Source organism: Mucilaginibacter sp. OK283, assembly GCF_900110415.1.
Classification (GTDB): Bacteria; Bacteroidota; Bacteroidia; order Sphingobacteriales; family Sphingobacteriaceae; genus Mucilaginibacter.
Window position 1 is genome coordinate 60,683 of record NZ_FODR01000003.1, and the last position, 23,825, is coordinate 84,507.

Here is a 23,825-nt window from a genome sequence, read left to right on the forward strand (position 1 = left end):
GCTTTGCTTTGGATGGTGGTCATTGAGTGCTATTACCGCGCCGCTTTGCCAATAGCCAGTCACCCAATTACTTCACAAGAAAACTTCAGGTTTAACTCTTCAATTAAAGCAAAATCATTAATCCATCGGATGCCCATATTTTGGCAAACATTGGGTATTTTAATTCGCTTGCTATTTGCGGCGGTTTCAAAGTTTTCTTTCGTCACAACGCAGGCATTGCTATTCATGGCGTGGGCTATTACCCAGGGATCGGCTAAAGATCTTTGGCGGGTATTGTCGACTAAAAATTTATGTAAAGGATTTGCAGCATAAATTTTACTTAAACAACTGGTTACGTTACCATCAATTTGTTCTATTTTAATATCACTGGTTTTAAGCCATTTTGCAAGGTCGTCTTCGGTTCTCGTAATTTCGTCTGATACGTTTTTGGGGATAAATAAGCGGCCTTGCTTACCTAAATTGTTAAGCACTTCCCAATACGAAGGGCAGAATTTAGGAGAGTAATATTTTTGCCATGCTTCTATAATCACATTAGCATCAAGGCAATACAGTTGTGGCTTATTGCTCATGAATAAATACAGGCTTCTAATTTAGGGAAATTATTTACCTGGGTATTGAGCAGGTTACTGGCTTCGGTAGGTGCTATGCGCCCCCCGCGAAATGCATCAAGTACTATTTGCGTAAAAAGACGGCTATTTTTATTCAACCGCAATAAGTATGGATTTGGGCCGCCTGTTTTTTCTTTTTGCTTTGCTTTCTTTTCGGCTTCCTTTATTAAATAGGCCTTAAAATCTGCATCTGCCTGTTTTTTTAATTTGGTGTAAACAGGCTGGTTAATGATATTCATGTTAAACGCCCTAACCAACAGCGCAAATGAACTAACCCCCAATTTTTTGGCCGATTTAAAAATGTTGACCGACGACTCAAAAATTGGATTTTCTAAATGGCTAACAATTTCGGCCGGCATTAAAGCATTTGCCGCAACTTCATTGCAAAACAACTCAATAGGGTCAAGCTTGTTAATATCGTGCAGTTGGGGTTCAATATCGCTGGAAATACCCGACGCTGCAATCCAAATATGCGCTAACTCATGTACAAGTGTAAATAGTTGAGGGGCATCCCAGTCTTCAGAATTTATAAATACAAATGGTGCAAATCTGTCGGCAATTGCAAAACCCTGCATTTCTTCGCTATCGAGTTTTAAACGGCTATGAATAAAACTTGTACGTGAAATAAAAATGCCCTTCGCCTCGGCCTTGTCAATCCATTCTTTAATTGGTTTATCCGACGAATAATGAGCAGGGTTAATCTCAAGTACCGATAAAATATCTTTTGCAACGGTTTGCGGGTTGCTTTTAATTGTAAACCGGCCTACAAATGCCAAAGGCTCTTCCTGGTTGCTCTCATTTACATCACTTATCCAGGCCTGTTTTTGTTGTATCTCCCGGATAATAAAAACGGAGCCTGTACCAAGTTCTTTTGCGGATTGCCGTCTGAAATCTTGTAATGGCAAAAAATCTCGTGGTACTTCGGGCAAAAAGAACAAAGCAAAAGGCCGTTTGTAAGCCTTTGCTAAAGTTTCGGCCTGCCTGATTGTGGGCTGAGCTTCGCCATTTTCCCATTCATTTAGCTTATCCGGACTAACATTTATTTTTGCAGCAGCAGTTTCCAAAGACATCCGTGCAGATTCTCTTGCCCATTTGAGCACATTAGGAGTAACGAAAGCTTTGTCTGCCATGATTTAGATTACACAATAATAATGCAAAAATAGTTAGTTTAATAACATCCCTTTTTAATTGTGGTAAATTCGCCATAATTAAAAATCTATCAACGTCATATCCCATATCGGCATTGTTTATTAAACCCTTCCCTTCCCCAAGGAAGGAATCGCACGGGGCTTTGCTTTGGATGGTGGGAGAGGGGATGGCGGCGATGCATATTTCGCTTAGCATGGTTTAGATGCATGGCGTACAAGATTTCTCTTTCGCTCTCCCGCGCCTGGCCTTCCCTTGCTCTATCGAAATGACAATCGTTTTTTGCGAGAAGATATTGGCCATGCCAATCAAAATCCTGTCAATCCTGCAAAATCCTGAAAATCGTGTTTATATGCCCAACACCTGCTTCAACTTCACATACCCCGTTTTACTCACCGGGATCTTAGCGCCGCTTTTCAAAATAGCTAAATGCGCGTCCTTTTCATAAGGGTCAATCCTGGTAATTTGGGTGATGGCGATGATATAAGAGCGGTGCACGCGGACGAACTGCCGAGGGTCGAGGGTTTGCTCGAAGAAGCTCATGGTTTTGTTTTTGAGGTACGAGCCTTCTTTGGTGATAACGGATACGTAGTCGTCGTCGGCCATCAGGTATTCAACGTCGGCAACGGGGATAATTTTTACTTTGGTGCCGGTTTTTACCACAATGCGCTCGTTTTGGGCGGGCGAATGGGCGGCAACGGCGTCCAGCAGTTCTTCGGTATGTTTGGGGGTATGTTTTTCGGGCGCGGTGGCCAGGAATTTTTCGACCGCCTTGTTAAAACGCTCCTTGCTGAAGGGTTTCATGAGGTAATCGACCGCGTGCGCCTCGAAGGCTTTAATGGCGTACTCGTCAAAAGCGGTGGTGAAGATGACGGCGGGCGGGTTTTCTACCAGTTCCAGCATTTCAAATCCGTTGATCTTGGGCATCTGCACGTCTAAAAATATCAGGTCGGGCTGGTGCTGTTGTATGGCTTTAAGGCCTTCAAAGCCGTCGTTACATTCCTGTATCAGCTCAATATCTTTAAAATTTTGCAGGTATTCCATTACAACCATGCGGGCTAATGGCTCGTCGTCAATAATCAGGGCGCGCTTCATACTTGTGGTACTTTTATTATGGTTGTAAATATATTATCATTTGCGTAAGTTTCCATCAGGTCGTTACGGGCAAATAACAAATATAAACGGCGCTGCACCCCGCGCAAGCCAAAACCGGTGCCTTTTTTGGGTCGGCTGGTTTGCGGATCGTATGGGTTTTGCACCATCACCACCAGGTAATGATCCTCCATTTCGCCACGGATGCTTACAGTAACCTCGCCGGTGGTATCGTATAAGCCAAACTTGATGGCATTCTCAACCAGTGGCTGCAGCAGCATGGAGGGCAGCAGGGCGGCACCGCATTTACTGTCGCAACTAATTTCGGTTTGCAGGCGGTGGCCAAAGCGTACCTTTTCAATATCCAGGTATAAATTCAGGTGGGCCAGCTCGTCGGATAAGGGTACCTGTTGCTGGTCGTCCTTTTTAAGGGTGCCGCGCAAAAAGTCGGACAGTTGATGGATCATGGTTCGGGCCAGGTCGGGTTTAAAGCCGATGAGCGCGTTGATGGAGTTGAGGCTGTTGAACAAAAAGTGCGGCTGCAGTTGCTGGCGCAGGTTGTACAGCTCGGCATCGCGGGCCAGCTGCTCGGCCTCGGTTTTGCGTTTCATGGTTTCGCGCTGATCAAGCTGCGAATACCACAACAGGCTGATCATGGCCATCCATCCCACGGCCAAAAAGTTGATAAAAAAGCGGATGGTTAGGGATTGAATAACAAAGTTGACGAAGATGGGGTCGGTATTAAGCAGCGGCAACAAATACCGGCAGCCCGCGGCGCAAATGCCCGCCAGCGCCACCACCCATATAAACAGGTTAATATAGCTGCCTTTGCCCGGCTGGTAGTAGCGCAGGTTATTGTTGATAAGCCAGCAGGCGCCCGATAGCAGCACGGCGCTAAGCAAACCATCGATAGTTGAGGTGAACCACAAAAAACCAAAACTATGGATAATATACGTTTGCAGCGCCGCCCAGCCGAAGCCGCAAGCCACAAACACACCGTATAATCTGGAAGCTTTTAAATTTGGTATGGCCAATTTTTTTTGTCGTTTTGTTATTGATTCATTTTTTTAGGTAGTCCGAAGTCCTAAGTCGGAAGTCCTAAGTCGGAAGTTTTAAGTCTTAAGTTAGATAGCGCTTTGACTTTAAACTTAGGACTTTCGACTTAAGACTCAATTCCTCACCCCCAGCAACGCTGCCTTGTGATGCGCCCAGGCGATGTACAGGTCGGCGTCGGGAGTTTCGTGTATGTTGTAATACAGTTCGGTACCGTCGGTGGGTTCGCTGATGGGATTTAGTTCGGCCACATCAATAAATTGCCATTTAACGGTTTGGCGCTCAATATTTTTAAAGCTATCCTGGTTGGCATGGCCAATCTTGTTAGCTTTTTCAAAGGCATTCAGTTCGGTTTCGGCGCTGATTAACCGCAACTGCTCATCAAACTGCGCCTGATGATCGCCATCGCCGCTTATCACCCTGAAAACTAATTTTGCTACGTACCAGTTCATAAAAAAGGCCTCCAGCCCCCTCTAAATCTCCCCCTGAAGGGGGAGACTTTTTGTTTTGTTTATAGATAAAATATTCCTTCAAAGCCCCCTCTAAATCTCCCCCCGGTAGGGGAGACTTTAAAAGCCTTCCTTTTTTAAGCCCTCCCCTTCAGGGGAGGGTTTGGGTGGGGCTGTCTAATAACTCCTGATATCCACCCCTGCAAAAATCGATACCCCTTTTAGTACCAGTATTTTGCCGTTAACGTTTGACGCCGTGCTGCGGATGCGTTTATCATCTACACTGGCAAATACGGCGGCCAAATCCGATACTACCTGCCAGTTGGATGGCACAATTATTTTGGTGCCGCCAAAAATCTGGGTAATATCCAGGTAAACACGGCCATCAATATCGGCCTGGGTAAAGTCCAACTCGGCCCCGCCGAAGATGTTCACGATGTCGCCGCCTTTAAAATTCTTGCTCAGGATGGTTTTGTTAACCCCGCCGAAGATGGATACGGTATCCAGGTAATCGTCGCCGTTATGATGGCCGAAAGGTGGCGTGTCTTGTGGCGGTATGTTGGCATCGGCAGCAGCGGGTTCACCGGATGATGGTATTTCGCCGCCATCTTTTACGGTGTAGTCAACAATCGGGTCTTCCATTTTACCAAAGTCGAACTTAGGTTTTTCGGTTCTTTTGCCCCAGTTGGCAGGGTCGGCATAATCTTTTTCCCATTTGGTTTTGTATTTACCGGTAACAGGGTCATGGCTTTTGCCGCGCCTTACAATAAGCCACATACCAAAGGCTATGATAGCGATGGGCCATACAATGCGATCGGAATCATGAATGTTGTTGATGATAAACAACACCACGCCGATAGCTATCAGCATAGGGCCTGATGATTTTTGAAAATTATGTTTGGCGCCTACATACAGGCCCCAGGCCACCAACCACAGCGGCCAAAGTTCCAATGACTCCGGGAGAAAGAAAAGGCTAAATTGTTTTAGTAATAATATTGCTCCTACAACAAGCAATATTATCCCGGCCATGGCTTTGCCTCGGTTAGGGTTTTGCGGAGAATTTATATCGTTGTTCATTTGTTCTGTTGCATTTTAAATCATATCCCAAAACTAAGGTAACATTATACATGTGCCAAACAAATACTGGCGATATATTTAAAGTAATCGGTAAGGGGGGAAGTTTTGTCGGTGAAAAAGTTTGCCGGTGTTTAAACGACGCAATGGTCAGGATTCAGTGCCTTTCGTTAAGTGAAATATTTTCCTTTTGCGAAAATTCAGAACAGGCAAATACCATCCGGAAAATGGGGGTAAAACAAAGGGGCCGGAGGGGGTGTGAGGATGTGCGGCAGGTATGTTAAAAGGTTGCCGCAGGTAGTTGGCAGGTGGTTTGCAAGTTGTCGAAAAATGTGGTATAAAAATGTACTTTTCTTGCTCAAAACCTGGTATCTTTTGCACATTAATTGAATTTTTTTGCCGGTTTTTGCTTCCTTAATGTATCCTGCGAAATGGAGAATAACGACGATGGTGTTGCCCCGCTGATAGAAGCGTGGCCGGTCTATGCACTCATACGCCTGCAGGCCTTACGCGCAAAAGCCGGTACCGTTTCTATCCCTAACACATCTAAAACCGGGGTACTGACAAAATACTGTCAGTGTTCGGGCTTATGCGGGCCAAAATCGAGGGGTGTAGTTAAGTATTTAAAAATCAGTTAGTTGGTAAAATGTTGCTTTTTGCATTCTGTTTTATCCGAACACTTAATTTGCTGTATTTCAACAGTATATGTGTTCGCCCCCGAACACCCCCGTTATCCTCTCCCAAAACCGAACACCCAAAAAAAGGGAGAACCTGTACAGGCCCTCCCCAATCAAAACTATTAAATCAAAATGTATTATACTTCGGGCCCGGCAGGCTTATCAAAATTAAAAGGCTGTTTGGGCTGGGTAAAAATATGTTCTTCGGTGTGTTTGCGTGGTTTAACTACCATCCAGGCACCAAAGGCCATGATAGCCAGTGGCCATACTATACGGTCGGCATCGGGGATGTTTTCATTGAGCAAAAAGGCTACGCCAATCAGGGTAACAATTATCCATGATGGTTTCCTGAAATTGTATTTGGCACCCATGTAAGTACCCCAGGCAATCATCCACATTGGCCAGCTAAACAGCCAGTCGGGTATAAAAAATAAATCGAATTGGTTTATCAGTAAAAGGCTGCCTGCTACTAATAAAATGGCCCCTGCGGCTACTTTGCTGTTGTTTGGGGGGTTCAGGGTGTTTATATCGTTGTTCATCGTCGTAAGTTTTAAATTATACCCTAAAAGTACTGCGCTATATAAGGCACAGCAAGCCAATATTGGCGAACAGGGTATAACAACCCGGTAAGCAAGTATATTTTGTCGGTGAATGGGGCTATCGTTTTTGCCGCAAAATTTGACAAACAAATGCCGCATTGTATGATTACAATAATTACATTGGCCTACCATAATATTGCGATGGACGATTCTGATATATTGATCATAGGGGCCGGTGCGGCGGGTTTAATGGCTGCACGCACGCTGGCAAAAGCCGGCAAAAAAGTTGCCGTACTGGAGGCCCGCGACCGCATTGGCGGCCGCATTTACACGCTCGAAAATGCATCGGGCCAACAACCGCTTGAACTGGGTGCCGAGTTCATCCACGGCGATTTGCCGCTCACAAAATCATTATTGGATGAGGCAGGCATTGCCTATGAGCACGCCGGCGCATCCATGTGGCGGTACGAGGATGGGGAGTTTAAGCAGAATGAAACCTTTGTAGAACATTGGGATGCCTTCCTTAATAAACTGGGTGATTTAGAGCAGGATATGAGCATCAACTGCTTCCTGCTCCGCGAATTTAAAGGCGAAAAATACAGGCGTTTAAGAGAGTCTGTACGCCAGTTTGTATCCGGGTACGATAACGCCGACCCCAAAAAAGCAAGCTCGTTTTCGCTGCGCCGCGAATGGCAATCTGAGGACGATGGCGCACAATACCGGGTAGCAGGTGGCTACGGTAAATTGACAAGTTTTTTGGCCGGTGAGATAATTGGCGCCGGTGGCCACATCTATCTGAACTCGGTAGTAAAGAAAATTTATTGGCAGCAACATTGTGTAAAAGTGGTTAGCAGTGTTGGCTGTACGCATTCGGCAAAGCAATTAATTGTGGCTTTACCCCTTGGCGTTCTGCAGGTTAACGCAGGCGATTCCGGGGCCATCAGTTTTATTCCCCCAATTCCGGATCACATCAAAGCTATCAACGCTTTAGGCTTTGGGGCGGTAATAAAAATCTTGCTGGAGTTTGACGAGGCTTTTTGGGAAGACAAACAAACCGAAAAGCTGGCCGGTAAAAGTCTCAGTAACATGGGCTATTTATTTAGCACCGAGGAAATCCCCACCTGGTGGACACAGGCGCCCGAGCATACCAACATCCTAACCGGCTGGATAGGAGGCCCCGAAGCTGCCGAAAAAACGGATACCCATATTACCGAAATACTAAAGCAAAGCCTGCAGTCATTGGCCAATATTTTTAACCGCGACGAGCAACAACTCAAACAAAAGCTTCGTAACTACCACATAGTGAACTGGACGGCAGATGAATTTGCCCGTGGCTCCTACGCTTATGATACGGTGGAAGCCGGCCAGGCGCGCTCCATTCTACTTGAACCTGTAGAAGATACTATTTTCTTCGCCGGCGAATACTTGTATAATGGCACCGCTATGGGTACTGTTGAAGCAGCATTGGATAGCGGGTTGCGCGCTGCGGAGCGGATTCAATAGCTATAAAAGACCGTTTTTCAACTTTTAAGCCGCTAATATTTAATATTTTTATTGAGGCATACGATATTAACTAAGTCTTTCGTTATAGGCGGATAAGTACCTTATCCAATGTCCAGATTATTCCTGACCCTGCTGTTTTCCTATTTAATTATTGTAAACCCGCGGCCCAAATTGCCGGATAGCAAGCGGGCCAGTGATGTGCGCGCTACGGTATGGCCCCGATTACAAAGAGAATTAAACGATAGGGGTTTCAAAGGGGAAGCACCCATTTATATCCGTATTTTTAAAGACCAGGATGCGCTTGAGGTTTGGAAAAAGGCAGGCAATAAATATAAGTTGTTTAAAACTTACGAGATTTGCTACTACTCGGGTAATCTGGGCACCAAAACCAAAAAGGGCGATAATAAAAGCCCCGAAGGCTTTTATACCATCGAACCAAAACAATTAAACCCGGCAAGTAAATATTACCTGGCCATTAATGTGGGCTATCCCAACAAGGTTGAACAGTTAAAAGGGTACACCGGCGATGCTATTATGATCCATGGGCACTGCGCATCTATTGGTTGTTACGCCATGACGGATGCCCGCATCGAAGAGATTTATACACTGGTTTATAAAGCGTTTGAAGCCGGTCAGCAAAAAATCAACCTGGATATATTCCCATTCAGGATGGATAAGGCGCACATGGATTTTTACAGTCATCAACCGTACATGGCTTTCTGGAAAACGCTTAAGCCCGGATATGAGAAGTTTAAAAAAACGCATTTGCCCGTTACCTACTACATCAAAAGGAAGAATTACGCGTTTTAAGTCTTAATGGAGATCAAGAAAAAAGTCCCCTTGCAATACGCAAAAGGACTTGATTTTCAGCTCCCTCCCTTTGGAAAGGGTAGGGTGGGGCTTTACGCCTCGCTGTTGTATTTTATTTCACCAACGTGTTTGTCAATCTGCCAGCGGCCGGTGCCTTCTTCGCCGATAACTTCAAACAGTTCAAGGGCGCGGCGTGCTTTGTATTCTTCTTCGCGCTGCTCTTTCAGGAACCAGTTTAAAAACTCCATGGTTACAAAATCTTGCTCCTTCATGCAGCGGGCATAGATGTTTTTGATAGAATTGGTAACGCTAATCTCCTGGTCCAGGGCCTCCTCAAACACTTCACGGAACGAATTATATTCCTGTTTAATGCCGGTGACCTCCGGAGATACAGAATTGCCACCCATATCAAGGATATATTTAAAGAATTTTAACTGGTGCATTCTTTCTTCTTCGGCTTGTTTAAAAAAGTAATCGGCCGAAAAATCGTAGCCATTACGGTTGCACCAGGATGCCATTGATAAATATACAGACGAAGAGTATGCTTCTTTTTTTACTTGTTGGTTTAAAAGCACTTCAATCTCGGTAGAAATGAGGCTTTTTATGCGGAGTAAGTCTTTCATGATGGATTAAATTGATTGGTTATTATATGCTTACGCAGGATGTTATACAATAATACCGCTATAATTTTATATTGTTCAATATAAAGTTAATATGAATTTAATCTAAATAGAGAGTAGTGAGTAGAGAGTAGTGAGTAGAGAGTAGTGAGTAGTGAGTAGTGAGGTGGATTATGTTAAATATTTAAAACAATCTTCATCAACTTCAACTTGCCCTAATGACTAATGACTAATGACTAATGACTAATGACTAATGACTAATGACTAATGACTAATGACTAACTTATCGTGTAATATGTGGTTTAACTCCAACATTACAAAGGTTCCTTCCAGCAGTTCTTTCAGGGCTATAATTTGTACAAGGGTTAAGACATAACAGTGGTCGCAGGCGCAAATAAAGATGATCTCCACATCGGGATCTTTGGTAGTATTGAGCAGGGCATGCTCGATATCTATATGATAAACTGCTTTACGGAGCTTTAATAAACAACGATAATCAAATTTGGCAACTTTACCGGCAAAATCAACATACCAGCAACGCTCTTCATCACATTGATAAATGGCTCCTTTTGTTGTTTTAAAAACATCGGTCCAGTGAGTTGTTTGGGCAAGCGTCGCAATCATATAATATTACAAAGATTGTGTTTATTTATAATTAATCCAAATAGTATTAAGCTTTTTTTTGCATTCATTTTTCCGCATCAACAATTATTTAAATTTTCGCACAACAAATCAATTTTATTATAAATTTGAAACGCGGATAAGCCCAAAAGCCGTCCGCAGCCAATTACACTTTTTTTTGACCTGTTTTATAATATGAAGAAAACTTTACTTTTTGCCTTATGCAGCCTTGTGCTTGCGTTGGGCGCATCGGCACAAATGCCTGCTTTAGAGCGTGTTGAGCCTATGTCGTGGTGGGTGGGTATGAGCAACCCTAATCTGCAATTGATAGTGCATGGCAACAACATTGCCGGCCGGAATGTAGTAATTAATTACCGCGGCGTAAAGCTGAAAGCGGTGCATAAAGTAGAAAATTCAAATTATTTATTCCTCGATCTGCAACTTCTTTCTTCTGTAGTTCCGGGAACGTTCCCGATAAAATTTACAAAGGCCGGTCAAAAGGACCTGGTTTACCAATATACGCTCAATAAACGCGACAAATCTGCCGGTCGCATCCAGGGCGTAACCAGCAAGGATTTGATCTACCTCATCATGCCCGATCGCTTCAGTAACGGTGATGAAAGCAACGACTCATTTGACAATATGCGCGAGAAAGGCGTTCACCGCGATTCGATGTACAGCCGCCATGGTGGTGATATCCAGGGAGTGATGAACCATCTTGATTATTTAAAAGCATTAGGCGTTACTGCTATCTGGATGACCCCGGAAATTGAGAACGACGAACCGCATGCATCATATCATGGCTACGCAGTTACCGATTATTATAAAATAGACCCACGTTACGGCACCAACGAGCTATACAAAAAATTTGTTGAAAAATGCCACAGCATGGGCATTAAGGTAATTAAAGACCTGGTGCACAACCATGCCGGTACCGAAGGCTATACCATTATGGATATGCCAATGAAAAGCTGGGTACACCAGTGGCCAACATATACCAAATCAAATTTCAGGGATGCCGCAGTGATGGATCCGCATGCTTCGCCAATGGACCGTAAACTGATGGCCGATGGATGGTTTGATCATCGGATGGCCGATATGAATCAAAATAACACTTACGTACAAAACTACCTTACACAAAACCACATTTGGTGGGTGGAATATGCAGGTATCGATGGTTTCCGCTTAGATACTTACCCATATAACGATCCGGCATATATGGCCAAATGGGCGCAGGATGTTAAGGCCGAATTTCCAAAGCTTTCCATTTTTGGCGAAACGCTGGTATGGTCGGCAGCAAACCAAGCCTTTTTTACACAGGGTAATACTGTTAATCGCGGTATGGATACCCACCTGCCTGGTGTAACCGATGCCGTATTGAAAGACGCTATTTACGAGGCCTTAAACGGTAATGACGGATGGACAGATGGCGTTGGTCGCCTATACTCCGTTATAGCGCAGGACTTTTTGTACCAGGATGCCACCCGTAACACCATATTTATGGATAACCATGATATGAGCCGCCTGTTATCTGTTGTGAAAGAGGATTTTACCAAATACAAATCGGCCATGGCTATGTTGTTGACCATGCGTGGCGTGCCGCAATTATATTATGGCGACGAGATCCTGATGAAAAACTATTCTGATCCCGATGGCCTTGTACGCGAGGATTTTGCCGGCGGTTGGAAAGGGGATAAAGAAAATAAATTTACTGCCGATGGTCGTAGCAAAAAAGAAAACGAGGCCTTTAACTATGTAAGCAAGCTGGCCAATTACCGCAAAGGAACAACCGCACTGCAAACCGGAAAAATGATGCAGTTTGTACCCGAAAAGGGAATTTATGTATACTTCAGGTATGATGCCGCCAAAACGGTAATGATTATTTTCAACAGCAGCGATAAAGATCAAACTACAACAACCGACCGGTATTTTGAACGAATTGGCGATGCCAAAAAAGCCCGCAATGTGATAACTGACGAGCCTGTTGACCTGGCACAAGTGAACATACCTGGCAAAACCACTTTGGTGCTCGAAATATTACCCGGCGGTACTCATTAAAAATTATATCTTAGTGGCTTTGAGCCGCGTATCTAAAAAGTTACAATGAACAATATTAAAGCATGTATTTTCGATCTGGATGGTGTAATTGTTGATACAGCCGTTTATCACTATAAGGCCTGGAAACGATTAGCCAACTCCCTGGGCTTCGATTTCACAGAACACCAGAACGAACAATTAAAAGGCGTAAGCCGGGTACGCTCGCTCGAGCTTATTTTAGGCTGGGGAGGCGTAACCAAAACTGCTGCAGAGCAGGAAATTTTGGCTACCCAAAAAAATACCTGGTACATGGAAATGGTTAACCAGATGAAACCCGATGAAATACTGCCCGGTGCAAAGGAGTTTGTAGAAATATGCCGAAAAGCAGGTATCAAAATAGCCTTAGGCTCGGCCAGCAAAAACTCGATGACCATCCTCAACAAAATTGGTATTACCAATCTTTTCGATGCGGTTATTGATGGCAACAAAGTAAGCAAAGCCAAACCCGATCCCGAAGTTTTTTTAACAGGAGCCAAAGCTCTAAGTGTTGAACCCGAAGAATGTGTGGTTTTTGAAGATGCCATTGCCGGGGTAGAGGCAGCTAAAGCCGGCGGTATGAAGGTAGTTGGCATAGGCCAACCCGGCGTACTGGATGCCGATTTGGTAATCAGTGGGTTAGATAAAATGACGTTAGATAAATTATTTAAAATATAAGAAGCCCCACCCAACCCTCCCCTAAAGGGTAGGGCTTTTAAAAGTCTCCCCTTTAGGGGAGATTTAGAGGGGCTTAATGCATTGTTATGAAAAATTACATTAAAGTTGATGAGTGGAAGATAATCGAAGAGGGCTTTGATGCACATCATCACCAGGTATCTGAGAGCATATTTAGTTTGGGTAATGGCCGAATGGGTCAGCGGGCTAACTTTGAGGAGGCATACAGCGGCGAAACCCTGCTGGGCAACTATGTTGCCGGGGTATATTATCCAGATAAAACCCGCGTAGGCTGGTGGAAAAACGGCTATCCGGAATACTTTGCCAAAGTGCTGAATGCCGCTAACTGGACAATTATTGATGTAGTTTTAGGTGGCGAACAATTGGATTTGGCCAAATGCGAGGTTACCGGCTTCCGCCGTGAATTGAACATGAAGGAAGGTTACCTGAAACGTACATTTACCGCAAAAACCGCATCGGGCAAAGAAGTATCGGTTGAAGCCTGCCGCTTTTGCAGTATGGTAGATGATGAAACTGCGGCTATCAAATACACTGTCACTCCATTAAACTTTAGCGGTACCATCGCTATTACCCCGGCTATTGACGGCGATGTGGTGAACAAGGATTCCAACTACGACGAGAAGTTTTGGGACGAGGTGACCAAAGCTAACCAGCCTGATGGCGGCTACATAGTAATGCGCACCAAAAAAACCGGTTTTGAAGTAGCTACCGGTATGAAATTCAGTGTTTTGAAAAATGGCGAAACTATCCGGCCAAAAACAACAACGATATCGAAAGAAAAATACGTAGCATCAAAAATTGAATTACAGGCACAGCAGGGTCAAAGCATCAGCATTATTAAGTACGTCGCTAACCTGTCGTCGCAAAATCATAAACCCGAAGAACTGGTTGCCTCGTTGGCAGCTACTTTAAATCGCATTAGCGCTAAGGGCTTTGAAACCATGCTTGCTGAACAGGCCGCTGCCTGGGCCGAAAAATGGAAACACAACGATATCATTATCGAAGGTGATGAATCGGCTCAGCAAGCCATCCGCTTTAATATTTTTCAGCTTAACCAAACCTATACCGGCGAAGACGACCGCCTGAACATAGGCCCCAAAGGTTTTACCGGCGAAAAATACGGAGGCTCAACCTATTGGGATACCGAAGCTTATTGTGTACCTTTTTACCTGGCTACCGCACCGCAAAAAGTTACCCGCAACCTGTTGCTTTACCGTTATAAACAATTAGGCAAGGCTATCGAGAATGCTGCTTTATTGGGCTTTAAAAACGGCGCAGCATTGTACCCCATGGTTACTATGGATGGGACCGAATGCCATAACGAGTGGGAGATCACCTTTGAAGAAATTCACCGGAATGGCGCTATCGCTTACGCTATTTTTAACTATGTGCGTTATACTGAAGATGAAGCCTACCTGGCCGATTATGGTTTTGAGGTGTTGATCGCGATAGCCAGGTTCTGGTCGCAACGGGTAAGCTGGTCGCAGGATAAGCAACTATATGTAATGCTGGGTGTTACCGGGCCAAATGAGTACGAGAATAATGTAAACAATAACTGGTATACCAGCATGCTGGCCGTTTGGTGTATGAAATATACCATGGAAGCTGCCGAAAAAGTGAAGACAGCCGATAAGGCTAAATACGATGCCCTTGCGGCCAGGATCGGCCTGGATGAGGCTACAGAGTTTAGCCGTTTTGGCCACATTGTTGAAAATATGTACCTGGGCCACGATGAAAAGCGGGGCATATTTTTACAGCAGGACGGTTACCTGGATAAAGAACAGATATTAGTAAAAGACCTGCCGGCAACAGATCGCCCGTTGAACCAGAAATGGAGCTGGGATAGGATACTGCGCTCCTGCTACATTAAACAGGCCGACGTATTACAGGGCATTTACTTTTTTGAAGATGATTACGATATAGATACAATCCGCAGAAATTTTGATTATTACGAGCCACGCACGGTGCATGAGTCGTCATTGTCGCCATGTGTGCACGCTATTTTAGCTGCCAAATTGGGTGATGAGGCTCGTGCTTACGAATTTTACCTGCGTACTGCCCGCTTAGATTTGGACGATTACAATAACGATACCGAAGATGGCTGCCACATCACCTCGATGGCCGGCACATGGATGGCTGTTGTGGAAGGTTTTGGTGGTATGCGTGTAAGAGATGGCAAACTGTTGTTCCAGCCGTTTATTCCCGAAAAATGGGCGTCTTTTTCGTTCCATATCGGTTTCCGTGGGGCTTTGCTAAATATCAAAGTAAGCAAGGAAGGCGTGCAAATCAAAAACCTGTCGGGCGTGGCAACCACGGTATCTGTTTACGGAAAAGATCAGTTGGTAAATGCCAACGAGGAATTATTGGTTGAGGCATAATGAAAAGCAATAAACTTTTCTCCTGTTTTATAGCGGTATCAATGATTCCGTTAATTTCGCTTGCGCAGACGAAACATCACCCTAAAAAAACGAAAATGGAACAAACCGCAGCCAATCATAAGCTGATCATATATCAACTATTGCCACGGCTTTTTGGCAATACTAAAACGCTTAACAAAACCAATGGCTCAATTGAAGAAAACGGCGTTGGCAAGCTGAACGATATTAACGATAAAGCCCTGCAGGAAATTAAAAAAATGGGCTTTACCTACGTTTGGTATACCGGCGTAATTGAGCATGCGACCATGACTGATTATTCGGCTTATGGCATTAAAGCCGATGATCCGGATATTGTGAAGGGCAGGGCGGGCTCACCATATGCTATTAAGGACTATTATGATATTGATCCTGATCTGGCCGTTGACGTGAAAAACCGCATCCGTGAATACGAGGAACTCATCAAACGTACCCATGCCAGCGGTTTAAAGGTGTTGATGGATTTGGTACCCAACCATGTGGCCCGTACTTATGCATCAGATGTAAAACCGGCCGGCGTGCGCGATTTTGGTCAGGATGATGATAAAAGCAAAGGCTTTAGCCCTCAAAACGATTTTTACTACATACCGGGGCAGCCATTTACGGTTCCTGCGGGATACAATCCCGGCGGCGATGAATTTAAAAGCCCATTAAAGGACGGCAAATTTGGTGAGAACCCGGCCAAAGCAACCGGTAATGATGTGTTCAGCGCATCGCCATCTATCAATGATTGGTTCGAGACGATGAAGTTGAACTACGGGGTTGATTACATGGATCATCGCCGCGGCCACTTCGACCCGATACCACCGCTTTGGAACAAGGTTTATGATATTTTAAAATACTGGACCGCCAAAGGTGTCGATGGTTTTCGTTGCGATATGGTGGAAATGGTACCTATCGAATTCTGGGCCTGGGTAATCCCGAAAATGAAGGCCGAACATCCTGGTATTGTTTTCATCGGCGAAGCATACGATAAAGGTAAATACAGCGATTATATTTTTAAAGGACATTTTGATTACCTGTATGATAAGGTTGGCCTGTATGATACCATCAGAAATTTAACCCGCAACGATTACCACACCAACACTTGGGGAATAAACGCGGTTTGGAACCATGATAGCAAAGGAATAGACGAGCATATGCTGCGCTTTATGGAAAACCATGACGAGCAACGCATTGCATCGCCTGATTTTGCCGGCAACCCGTGGCTGGCCGTGCCGGGTATGATTATCACAGCAACGCTAAACACCGGGCCGGTAATGATCTACTTTGGTCAGGAAGTTGGTGAACCCGGAGCAGGTAGTGAAGGCTTTAGCGGTAATGATGGGCGCAGCTCGATATTTGACTATTGGGGTGTGCCCGAACACCAGAAATGGCTTAACGGCGGCGCTTATGACGGCGGTAAACTATCTGATAATCAGAAAAAATTGCGCGGCTTTTACAGTACCCTGCTTAACGCCGTGCACAACAGCGAAGCCATTAAAACCGGCGCTTTTTATGAACTGATGATGGCTAATGAGCACCAGCCTGGTTTTGATACTAAAATGTACGTATACCTGCGTTATACCAATAATCAGCGTATATTAGTGATAACCAATTTTAACCGGGACGTTCGCAAATTAAGCGTAAAACTTCCGGATGACCTGTTACACAAACTAAATATAAACGGCAAACAGCAATTTACCGATCTGCTCAGCGGTGGCAAGTTCAGCACCAATGATATTAAAAATGGTGTTGAAGTAACTGTGGAGGCGAGTAGCGGGTTGATGTTGGAGTTTTAAACTGTCAGAATCAGAATTTACAGAATTTTAGAATTAACAGAATAGGAAGAACGGAAGGGAATCATCAGGGAGTGCAGCAAGATAATACTTACCCCGCTGTCATGCTGAGGAACGAAGCATCTATTCGCAAACTTTTCTATCGGCGAGCAGGTCCTTCGTACCTCAGGATGACAGGGTGGTGGGCATGAGGCAACATAAAAGCATTCTGAAAATTCTCTAATTCGATGAATTCCGGTTCAGACAAGACCAATGAACTAATGAACAAGTGAACCAATAAACCAACGTGATGAATAAAATATTACAAAAGCCAAGATTAAGTTTCTGGCAAATCTGGAACATGAGCTTTGGCTTTTTGGGCATCCAGTTTGGCTTCGCGCTGCAAACCGGGTATGCAAGCCGCATACTGCAAACCTTTGGTGCCGATGTAGGTAACCTGTCGTTTTTTTGGTTGGCAGCCCCACTTACAGGGATGATTATTCAGCCAATTATCGGGCATTACAGCGATCGTACGTGGAACCGTTTGGGGCGCCGTCGCCCTTATTTTTTAACCGGGGCTTTGCTGTCTGGTTTGGCGCTTTGTTTTTTGCCGAATTCATCGGGGCTTGCATTTTTAATCCCGCCCATAATTGTTGGCGCAGGTATGCTCATGCTGATGGATGCATCCTTTAACGTTGCTATGGAGCCGTTTAGGGCATTGGTTGCCGATAATCTGCCCGATAGTCAGCATACTGCCGGCTTTTCCATGCAGACTTGCCTGATAGGCGTGGGCGCCATTATGGGTTCGGTATTGCCATCTGTTTTAAGCGAATGGCTTCATGTGCCTTCAGTTGCGGCAAAGGGCATCGTACCTGATAATCTGCTTTATTCATTTTATGCAGGCGGGCTGATATTAATCGGCTGTATTTTATGGACGGTTGTAAAAACAAAAGAATACCCGCCCGAAGAATATGCTAAATTTCATGAGCCAGATGCAGAAACGGTAAAGCGAAGCGGCATTATGGAATTTATAAATGATTTGGTAAACATGCCCAAAACCATGAAACAGCTTGGTTTGGTACAGTTTTTTTCGTGGTTTGCCCTGTTCTCCATGTGGGTTTGGACAACCCCTGCCATAGCTACACACATATTTCATCTGCCTTCGGGCGATACATCTTCACAGGCTTATAACAATGCCAGTGATTTTGTAGGTAAAATGTTTGGCGTATACAACGGCGTTTCGGCATTGTACGCACTATCATTACCGTGGATAGTTAAAAAGATTAACCGGAAAAGAACGCATGCTTTTTCATTAGCCATGGGCGGTATTGGTTTAATTTCGGTGTTTTTTATTGAAAACCATAATTTGTTGTACTTGTCAATGGTTGGCGTAGGCTTGGCGTGGGGCAGTATTTTGGCCATGCCGTATGCCATATTATCAAGCTCGATACCGGCAAAAAAAATCGGGGTTTACATGGGGCTGTTCAACTTTTTTATCACGTTTCCGCAAATAGTAAGCAGCCTTAGCAGCAGCCTTATTATCAAACATTTGTTTAATAGCGAGTCGATTTACGGTTTAATTATGGGTGGTGTTTTTATGTTTATCGCAGCTATATCGGTGTTTTTTGTGCAGGATGGTAAGAAAATTCAAATAATAGAGGCTTCAAATTGAAGAAAACGTTAAAAACTACCTCGGTTAATGATTTTTCCTCAAATCAAATGTCGTATATTGCGTAGTAAGTACACATTATACATATTTGCACAAACCCCGTTAAATAATTTGAATGGAAAGTAACACACCCAATCCGGAAGAGCTAACCAGTAAGATAGTTGAAATTAAAAACTTGCTGGAAGAAGAAGAGGAAGAGGAGTTTCATCACCTTAATAACCCAGCCGATGGCATAAAACCCATCATCAAAAAATACCTTGGCATACCAAACCATGCCGATCAGATAGGCAATAAATTTTACTTTACAGATGGCGATGCCAAAGTAGAAGTTGTTGTTGTTACCGACGAGATTATCCGTGTAAGATTGGCGCCGCATAGCGTTTTCCTTGAAGAATTCTCATACGCCGTTCCAAAGCTGGAGCATAAAGCCGCAGCCTTCACCCTGTATGAGGATGATAACGAGTTTCGTGTAGCAACTAAATCGATAAATTGTCATATCCGTAAAAAGGATTTTTTCATTTTGTTTTCTGATAGCAATAACCATGTAACCAGCTCGGATGCTGTGCCTATGCACTGGGAAGAGAATGTTCAGTTTGGTGGTTATTACGTGTTTTGCACCAAAACATGCGCTAAAGATGAAAGCTTTTTTGGCCTGGGCGATAAGCCTACCGAGCTTAACCTGCGTGGTAAAAGGCTGAAGAACTGGAACACCGATGCATACTCCTTTGCCTGGAACCAGGATCCGCTTTACCGTAGCATTCCTTTTTACATCAGCGTAAACGAGGGTATTGCCCACGGTATATTTTTTGATAATACCTTTAAGGCGCATTTTGATTTTGGCGCCGAAGACAAAACCAAAACCAGTTTTTGGGCTGATGGCGGCGAACTGCAATACTATTATATCCACGGACCCCACATGATGGATGTGGTAAAAAGCTACCACATTTTAACAGGCACGCACCCAATGCCACCGCTTTGGGCGCTGGGTTATCACCAGTGCCGATGGAGTTATTATCCCGAAGCCAAGGTGCGTAAAATTGCCAAAGGTTTCCGCGAAAATAAGATCCCCTGCGATGGTATCTATTTGGATATCGATTATATGGATGGTTACCGCTGCTTTACCTGGAATAAGAAATACTTCCCGGACCCGAAGAAAATGATCAGCGAATTGGCTGCAGATGGGTTTAAAACCGTTGTAATTATTGATCCGGGCATCCGTGTTGATGATAACTATTGGGTGTTTAAAGAAGGTAAAGAAAATAGATATTTTTGCCGCCGCAGCGATGATTACTTTATGGAAGGTCACGTTTGGCCGGGCCGCTGCCAGTTCCCCGATTTTACCAACCCCGAAGTGCGCGAATGGTGGGGAGGCTTATTTGAGGAGTTGGTAGAGATGGGCGTGGCCGGCGTTTGGAATGATATGAACGAACCTGCCGTGTTTGGAGCAGGCACCTTCCCGGATGATGTTCGTCATCAATATGATGGGCACCGTGGGTCGCACCGCAAGGCACATAATGTTTACGGAATGCAAATGGTACGCTCAACCTACGAAGGTTTGCGTAAGATCATGAAAAACAAACGTCCTTTTACTATAACCAGGGCGGGATACTCGGGCGTACAACGTTACTCATCCGCGTGGACGGGCGATAATGTGGCCTCATGGGAACACCTCAAATTAGGCAACATCCAATGCCAGCGCCTATCAGTATCGGGCATCCCTTTCTGCGGTACAGATATTGGCGGTTTTAGCGGCGAGCCTGATGGCGAACTATTTACCCGCTGGATACAGTTGGGCACCTTCTCGCCCTTTATGCGAGCGCACTCTGCAGGTGATACCAAAGAGCGCGAGCCCTGGAGTTTTGGCGAACCGTTTACCGAAATCAATCGTAAGTTTATCGAGTTGCGTTACAGGCTTATCCCGTACTTATACTCTACTTTTTGGGAGCACCACCGCTACGGTTTCCCTATTTTGAGGCCGGTGGTAATGCATGAGCAGGATGTGTTGTTAAACCACTTCCGCCAGGATGAATTTACCTATGGCGATAAAATTTTGGTTTGCCCGGTAATGGAGCCAGGCCAGATAAAACGCAACGTGTACCTGCCAAAAGGTAAATGGTTCAATTACTGGACGTTTGAAGTGCTGGAAGGCGGTAAGGAAATAACCGTTGACACCCCGCTGGAAACCATGCCGCTGTTTGTAAAGGCCGGATCGGTAATACCCGAATACCCGGTGATGCAATACACAGGCGAAAAGGAAATTGAAGAAGTTAAACTGAACGTTTACTATACCGATTACGAAGTAAACTCCTTCCTGTTTGAAGATTACGGCGAAACTTTTGCCTATGAGCAAGATATTTATCTCGAGAAAAAATTTGTGGTAAATGGCAACTCAAGAAAACTAACCATAGGCCAAAGCATGGAGGGGTTGTACACCCCGCGTTACGAGGGCTATCACTTTAACGTTATCGGCTTACCATTTAAGCCACACAAAATAATGGTCGATGGTAAAAACGTAACCGCTTTTATCATCAATGCTGATGGCACCATGGAGTTTAAATACAGTAAAAAGTTTAAGCAGATAGAAATCTCAAAATAACAAAGCATAAAAAAGCCGCCCTAAAAAGGCGGCTTTTTTATGCTTTGTACAGTTTTAAATACCATGTCACTGTCTTAACTCTTGATTCTTGTCTCTTGATTCTTCGCCACCCATCCTGCTTTAAAAAATAAATCCCTTAAACCCTGCATAATGTCATAATCCTGTTATATTTGATTTTATATAAACCAAACTCAATCCTGTAATTTGGGTTATTGTTACAAGCCCCTACAGGTTATCTATATCATGGCCAAAAAAACGAAGACAACCGACACCCCGCTACCGGAAGAAAAGCCTGTAAAAGAAAAAAAAGCAACCAAAGCAAAGGCAAATAAAGTTGAACCCGAAGTTGTTGCAGACACCGCTAAAAAAGCTGTAGAAGCTAAAGCAGCGCCAGTTGCGAAAACAACCAAGCCCAAAACCGCTAAAGTCAAAGTTGCCGAAGCGGTACAAGCCACAAATACTGTAATATTAAAAGCCGTTGAGCCATATAGCCGCTTTACCGATTTTGATATCAGTTTATTTAAGTCGGGAAAGCACTTTAAGCTTTATGAAAAGTTTGGCTCGCACGTGGTGGAATATCAGGGCGTAGTGGGTACCTACTTTTCAGTTTGGGCGCCAAACGCGCAGTATGTATCGGTTATAGCAAACTTTAACGGCTGGAACCGCGGTTCGCACAGTTTGAATGCCCGTTGGGATTCATCCGGCATCTGGGAAGGTTTTATCCCGAATGTGGGCGTAGGCGAAACCTATAAATATTATATAAAATCATCAACCGGCGAAGACCTGGAAAAGGCCGATCCTTTTGCCTTGCGCTGGGAAGTACCGCCAAGCACAGCATCGATAGTTGTTGATACCTTTTACGAATGGACCGATGGCGACTGGATGGCTAACCGCCATGAGCATAATGCGCTTGATAAACCTTACAGCGTTTACGAAGTGCACCTGGGTTCATGGGCCCGCAGCCCCGAAAGCCCCGACCAGTTTTTAACTTATACCGAACTGGCACACAAACTGGTGCCATACGTTAAAGAAATGGGCTTTACACACGTAGAGTTTATGCCTATAATGGAGCACCCGTATTATCCAAGCTGGGGCTACCAAATTTCGGGCTACTTTGCTGCGGCTTCCCGTTATGGTTCGCCGCAGGAACTGATGTTTCTTATCGAGGAATTCCACAAAGCCGGTATCGGGGTGATATTGGATTGGGTACCATCGCATTTTCCGGGCGATATTCATGCTTTGTACAAATTTGATGGCACACACCTGTATGAGCATGCCGACGCTCGTAAAGGATTCCATCCAGATTGGAAATCGTACATATTTAACTATGGGCGTAACGAGGTTAGGGCATTCCTGATCAGTAACGCGCTGTTTTGGCTGGATAGATACCATGCCGATGGTTTACGGGTAGACGCTGTAGCATCTATGCTTTACCTGGATTACTCGCGCAAGCATGGCGAGTGGGAAGCCAATATTTATGGCGGCAACGAAAACCTCGAAGCTATTTCGTTCCTGAAAGAGTTTAACGAGGCCGTTTACAGCCATTTCCCATCAACCCAAACCATTGCTGAAGAATCTACATCGTTTACAGGGGTTAGTCGCCCGGTTTATTTAGGTGGCTTAGGTTTCGGGATGAAATGGATGATGGGGTGGATGCACGATACCATCGATTATTTTAAAGAAGATCCTATCCACAGAAAATATCACCATAACGAGATCACTTTTAGTACCATATACGCCTTTACCGAAAACTTTATGCTGCCTTTCTCGCACGATGAGGTGGTATATGGCAAAGGTAGTATGCTGCGTAAAATGCCCGGTGATGAGTGGCAGCAATTTGCCAACCTGCGCCTCATGTACAGTTATATGTTTACGCACCCGGGTACCAAATTGCTATTTATGGGTGCCGAGTTTGGGCAAGGCGATGAGTGGAATTATAGTCAGTCGTTACAATGGCATGTAATGCAATACCCTAATCACCAGGGCATGGCGGCAACGGTCAAAGCGCTTAACCAGCTGTATAAGGATGAGCCTGCGCTGTATGAAAAAGCCTTTGACTTTACCGGCTTTGAATGGATAGACGGTGGTAACGCCAACGACTCGATACTGGTTTATGGCCGTATGGGGCATAATCGTGCCGACGACCTGGTAATTATCCTGAACATGACCCCGGTACCGCGTTATAACTACCGCATTGGTGTACCCGCAGGCGGCAAATGGCAGGAAGTATTTAACTCAGATGCTCAAAACCTTTGGGGCAGCGGTATCATCAATTACGACGCGGTAACTGCCGATGCCGAAAAATGGCATGGCAAGGATAACTCCATTAACATTACCATACCCCCTTTGGCAGCCACAGTATTTAAAAAAATACCCGATGCACCTGCCAAATACGAACTAAAGCGATAAATAACGCCAAATCGCTATA

19 protein-coding genes are annotated in these 23,825 nt (G+C 44.6%); 10 read left to right on the forward strand and 9 right to left on the reverse strand.

The window, feature by feature from the left end; translation table 11 throughout:
* Nucleotides 1–59: 59 nt before the first annotated feature.
* The 6 genes from BMX56_RS08335 to BMX56_RS08360 all read right to left on the reverse strand — a co-directional run bounded on the left by BMX56_RS08335 (nt 60) and on the right by BMX56_RS08360 (nt 5,425).
* Nucleotides 60–569, reverse strand: a complete 510-nt coding sequence (locus BMX56_RS08335; RefSeq protein ID WP_090644322.1) for a DUF4411 family protein — start codon at nt 567–569, stop codon at nt 60–62.
* A complete protein-coding gene (locus tag BMX56_RS08340; protein ID WP_090644327.1) occupies nt 566–1,738 on the reverse strand; it encodes an XRE family transcriptional regulator in 1,173 nt (390 codons plus the stop codon). Before BMX56_RS08340 ends, BMX56_RS08335 begins: the two co-directional genes overlap by 4 nt.
* 364 nt (nt 1,739–2,102) lie before the next feature.
* Complete coding sequence (locus BMX56_RS08345; RefSeq protein WP_090644331.1) at nt 2,103–2,849, reverse strand: LytR/AlgR family response regulator transcription factor; 747 nt, start codon at nt 2,847–2,849, stop codon at nt 2,103–2,105.
* Nucleotides 2,846–3,880, reverse strand: coding sequence for a sensor histidine kinase (locus tag BMX56_RS08350; RefSeq protein WP_255369805.1), 1,035 nt, complete (start codon nt 3,878–3,880; stop codon nt 2,846–2,848). The genes BMX56_RS08345 and BMX56_RS08350 overlap by 4 nt, the downstream gene beginning before the upstream one ends.
* Before the next feature lie 135 nt (nt 3,881–4,015).
* The gene (locus tag BMX56_RS08355; protein WP_090644334.1) at nt 4,016–4,351 is read right to left on the reverse strand and encodes a DUF4288 domain-containing protein; all 336 of its coding nucleotides are present in this window, start codon (nt 4,349–4,351) and stop codon (nt 4,016–4,018) included.
* Between the two features lie 174 nt (nt 4,352–4,525).
* Nucleotides 4,526–5,425 carry a LiaF transmembrane domain-containing protein gene (locus tag BMX56_RS08360; protein WP_090644337.1) on the reverse strand — a complete coding sequence of 300 codons (900 nt, stop codon included), beginning with the start codon at nt 5,423–5,425 and terminating at the stop codon, nt 4,526–4,528.
* Nucleotides 5,426–5,853: 428 nt separating this feature from the next.
* Between BMX56_RS08360 and BMX56_RS08370 the strand changes: the two genes are divergently transcribed.
* A complete protein-coding gene (locus BMX56_RS08370) occupies nt 5,854–6,060 on the forward strand; it encodes a hypothetical protein (RefSeq protein WP_143065396.1) in 207 nt (68 codons plus the stop codon).
* Between the two features lie 176 nt (nt 6,061–6,236).
* Here the strand turns inward: BMX56_RS08370 and BMX56_RS08375 are convergent, their stop codons facing one another.
* A complete protein-coding gene (locus tag BMX56_RS08375; protein WP_090644348.1) occupies nt 6,237–6,638 on the reverse strand; it encodes a LiaF transmembrane domain-containing protein in 402 nt (133 codons plus the stop codon).
* A gap of 162 nt (nt 6,639–6,800) precedes the next feature.
* On the opposite strand from BMX56_RS08375, the gene BMX56_RS08380 reads away from it, so the two are divergent.
* Complete coding sequence (locus BMX56_RS08380) at nt 6,801–8,141, forward strand: flavin monoamine oxidase family protein (protein WP_177183754.1); 1,341 nt, start codon at nt 6,801–6,803, stop codon at nt 8,139–8,141.
* Between the two features lie 108 nt (nt 8,142–8,249).
* On the forward strand, nt 8,250–8,951 hold the full coding sequence (locus BMX56_RS08385; protein WP_090644356.1) for a L,D-transpeptidase family protein: 702 nt from the start codon (nt 8,250–8,252) through the stop codon (nt 8,949–8,951).
* Nucleotides 8,952–9,043: 92 nt separating this feature from the next.
* On the opposite strand, the gene BMX56_RS08390 is transcribed toward BMX56_RS08385, so the two are convergent.
* Nucleotides 9,044–9,574 carry a ferritin gene (locus BMX56_RS08390; RefSeq protein WP_090644361.1) on the reverse strand — a complete coding sequence of 177 codons (531 nt, stop codon included), beginning with the start codon at nt 9,572–9,574 and terminating at the stop codon, nt 9,044–9,046.
* 261 nt (nt 9,575–9,835) lie between these two features.
* The gene (locus BMX56_RS08395; RefSeq protein ID WP_090644364.1) at nt 9,836–10,195 is read right to left on the reverse strand and encodes a hypothetical protein; all 360 of its coding nucleotides are present in this window, start codon (nt 10,193–10,195) and stop codon (nt 9,836–9,838) included.
* Between the two features lie 192 nt (nt 10,196–10,387).
* Here BMX56_RS08395 and BMX56_RS08400 point away from each other — a divergent pair, with 192 nt between their 5' ends.
* The 7 genes from BMX56_RS08400 to glgB all read left to right on the forward strand — a co-directional run bounded on the left by BMX56_RS08400 (nt 10,388) and on the right by glgB (nt 23,806).
* Nucleotides 10,388–12,250, forward strand: coding sequence for a glycoside hydrolase family 13 protein (locus BMX56_RS08400; RefSeq protein ID WP_090644367.1), 1,863 nt, complete (start codon nt 10,388–10,390; stop codon nt 12,248–12,250).
* Nucleotides 12,251–12,295: 45 nt separating this feature from the next.
* On the forward strand, nt 12,296–12,943 hold the full coding sequence (pgmB, locus tag BMX56_RS08405; RefSeq protein WP_090644372.1) for a beta-phosphoglucomutase: 648 nt from the start codon (nt 12,296–12,298) through the stop codon (nt 12,941–12,943).
* A gap of 86 nt (nt 12,944–13,029) precedes the next feature.
* Entirely contained in the window at nt 13,030–15,339 is a 2,310-nt protein-coding gene (locus tag BMX56_RS08410) for a glycoside hydrolase family 65 protein (RefSeq protein ID WP_090644379.1), read from the forward strand.
* Between the two features lie 95 nt (nt 15,340–15,434).
* Entirely contained in the window at nt 15,435–17,156 is a 1,722-nt protein-coding gene (locus tag BMX56_RS08415; protein WP_090646136.1) for an alpha-amylase family glycosyl hydrolase, read from the forward strand.
* 286 nt (nt 17,157–17,442) lie between these two features.
* Nucleotides 17,443–18,804 (forward strand): MFS transporter, encoded by a 1,362-nt coding sequence (locus tag BMX56_RS08420; RefSeq protein WP_090644383.1) that lies wholly within the window; start codon nt 17,443–17,445, stop codon nt 18,802–18,804.
* Nucleotides 18,805–18,916: 112 nt separating this feature from the next.
* Complete coding sequence (locus tag BMX56_RS08425; protein WP_090644388.1) at nt 18,917–21,397, forward strand: glycoside hydrolase family 31 protein; 2,481 nt, start codon at nt 18,917–18,919, stop codon at nt 21,395–21,397.
* A 243-nt stretch (nt 21,398–21,640) separates the two neighbouring features.
* A complete protein-coding gene (gene glgB / locus BMX56_RS08430; protein WP_090644391.1) occupies nt 21,641–23,806 on the forward strand; it encodes a 1,4-alpha-glucan branching protein GlgB in 2,166 nt (721 codons plus the stop codon).
* Nucleotides 23,807–23,825 lie beyond the last annotated feature (19 nt).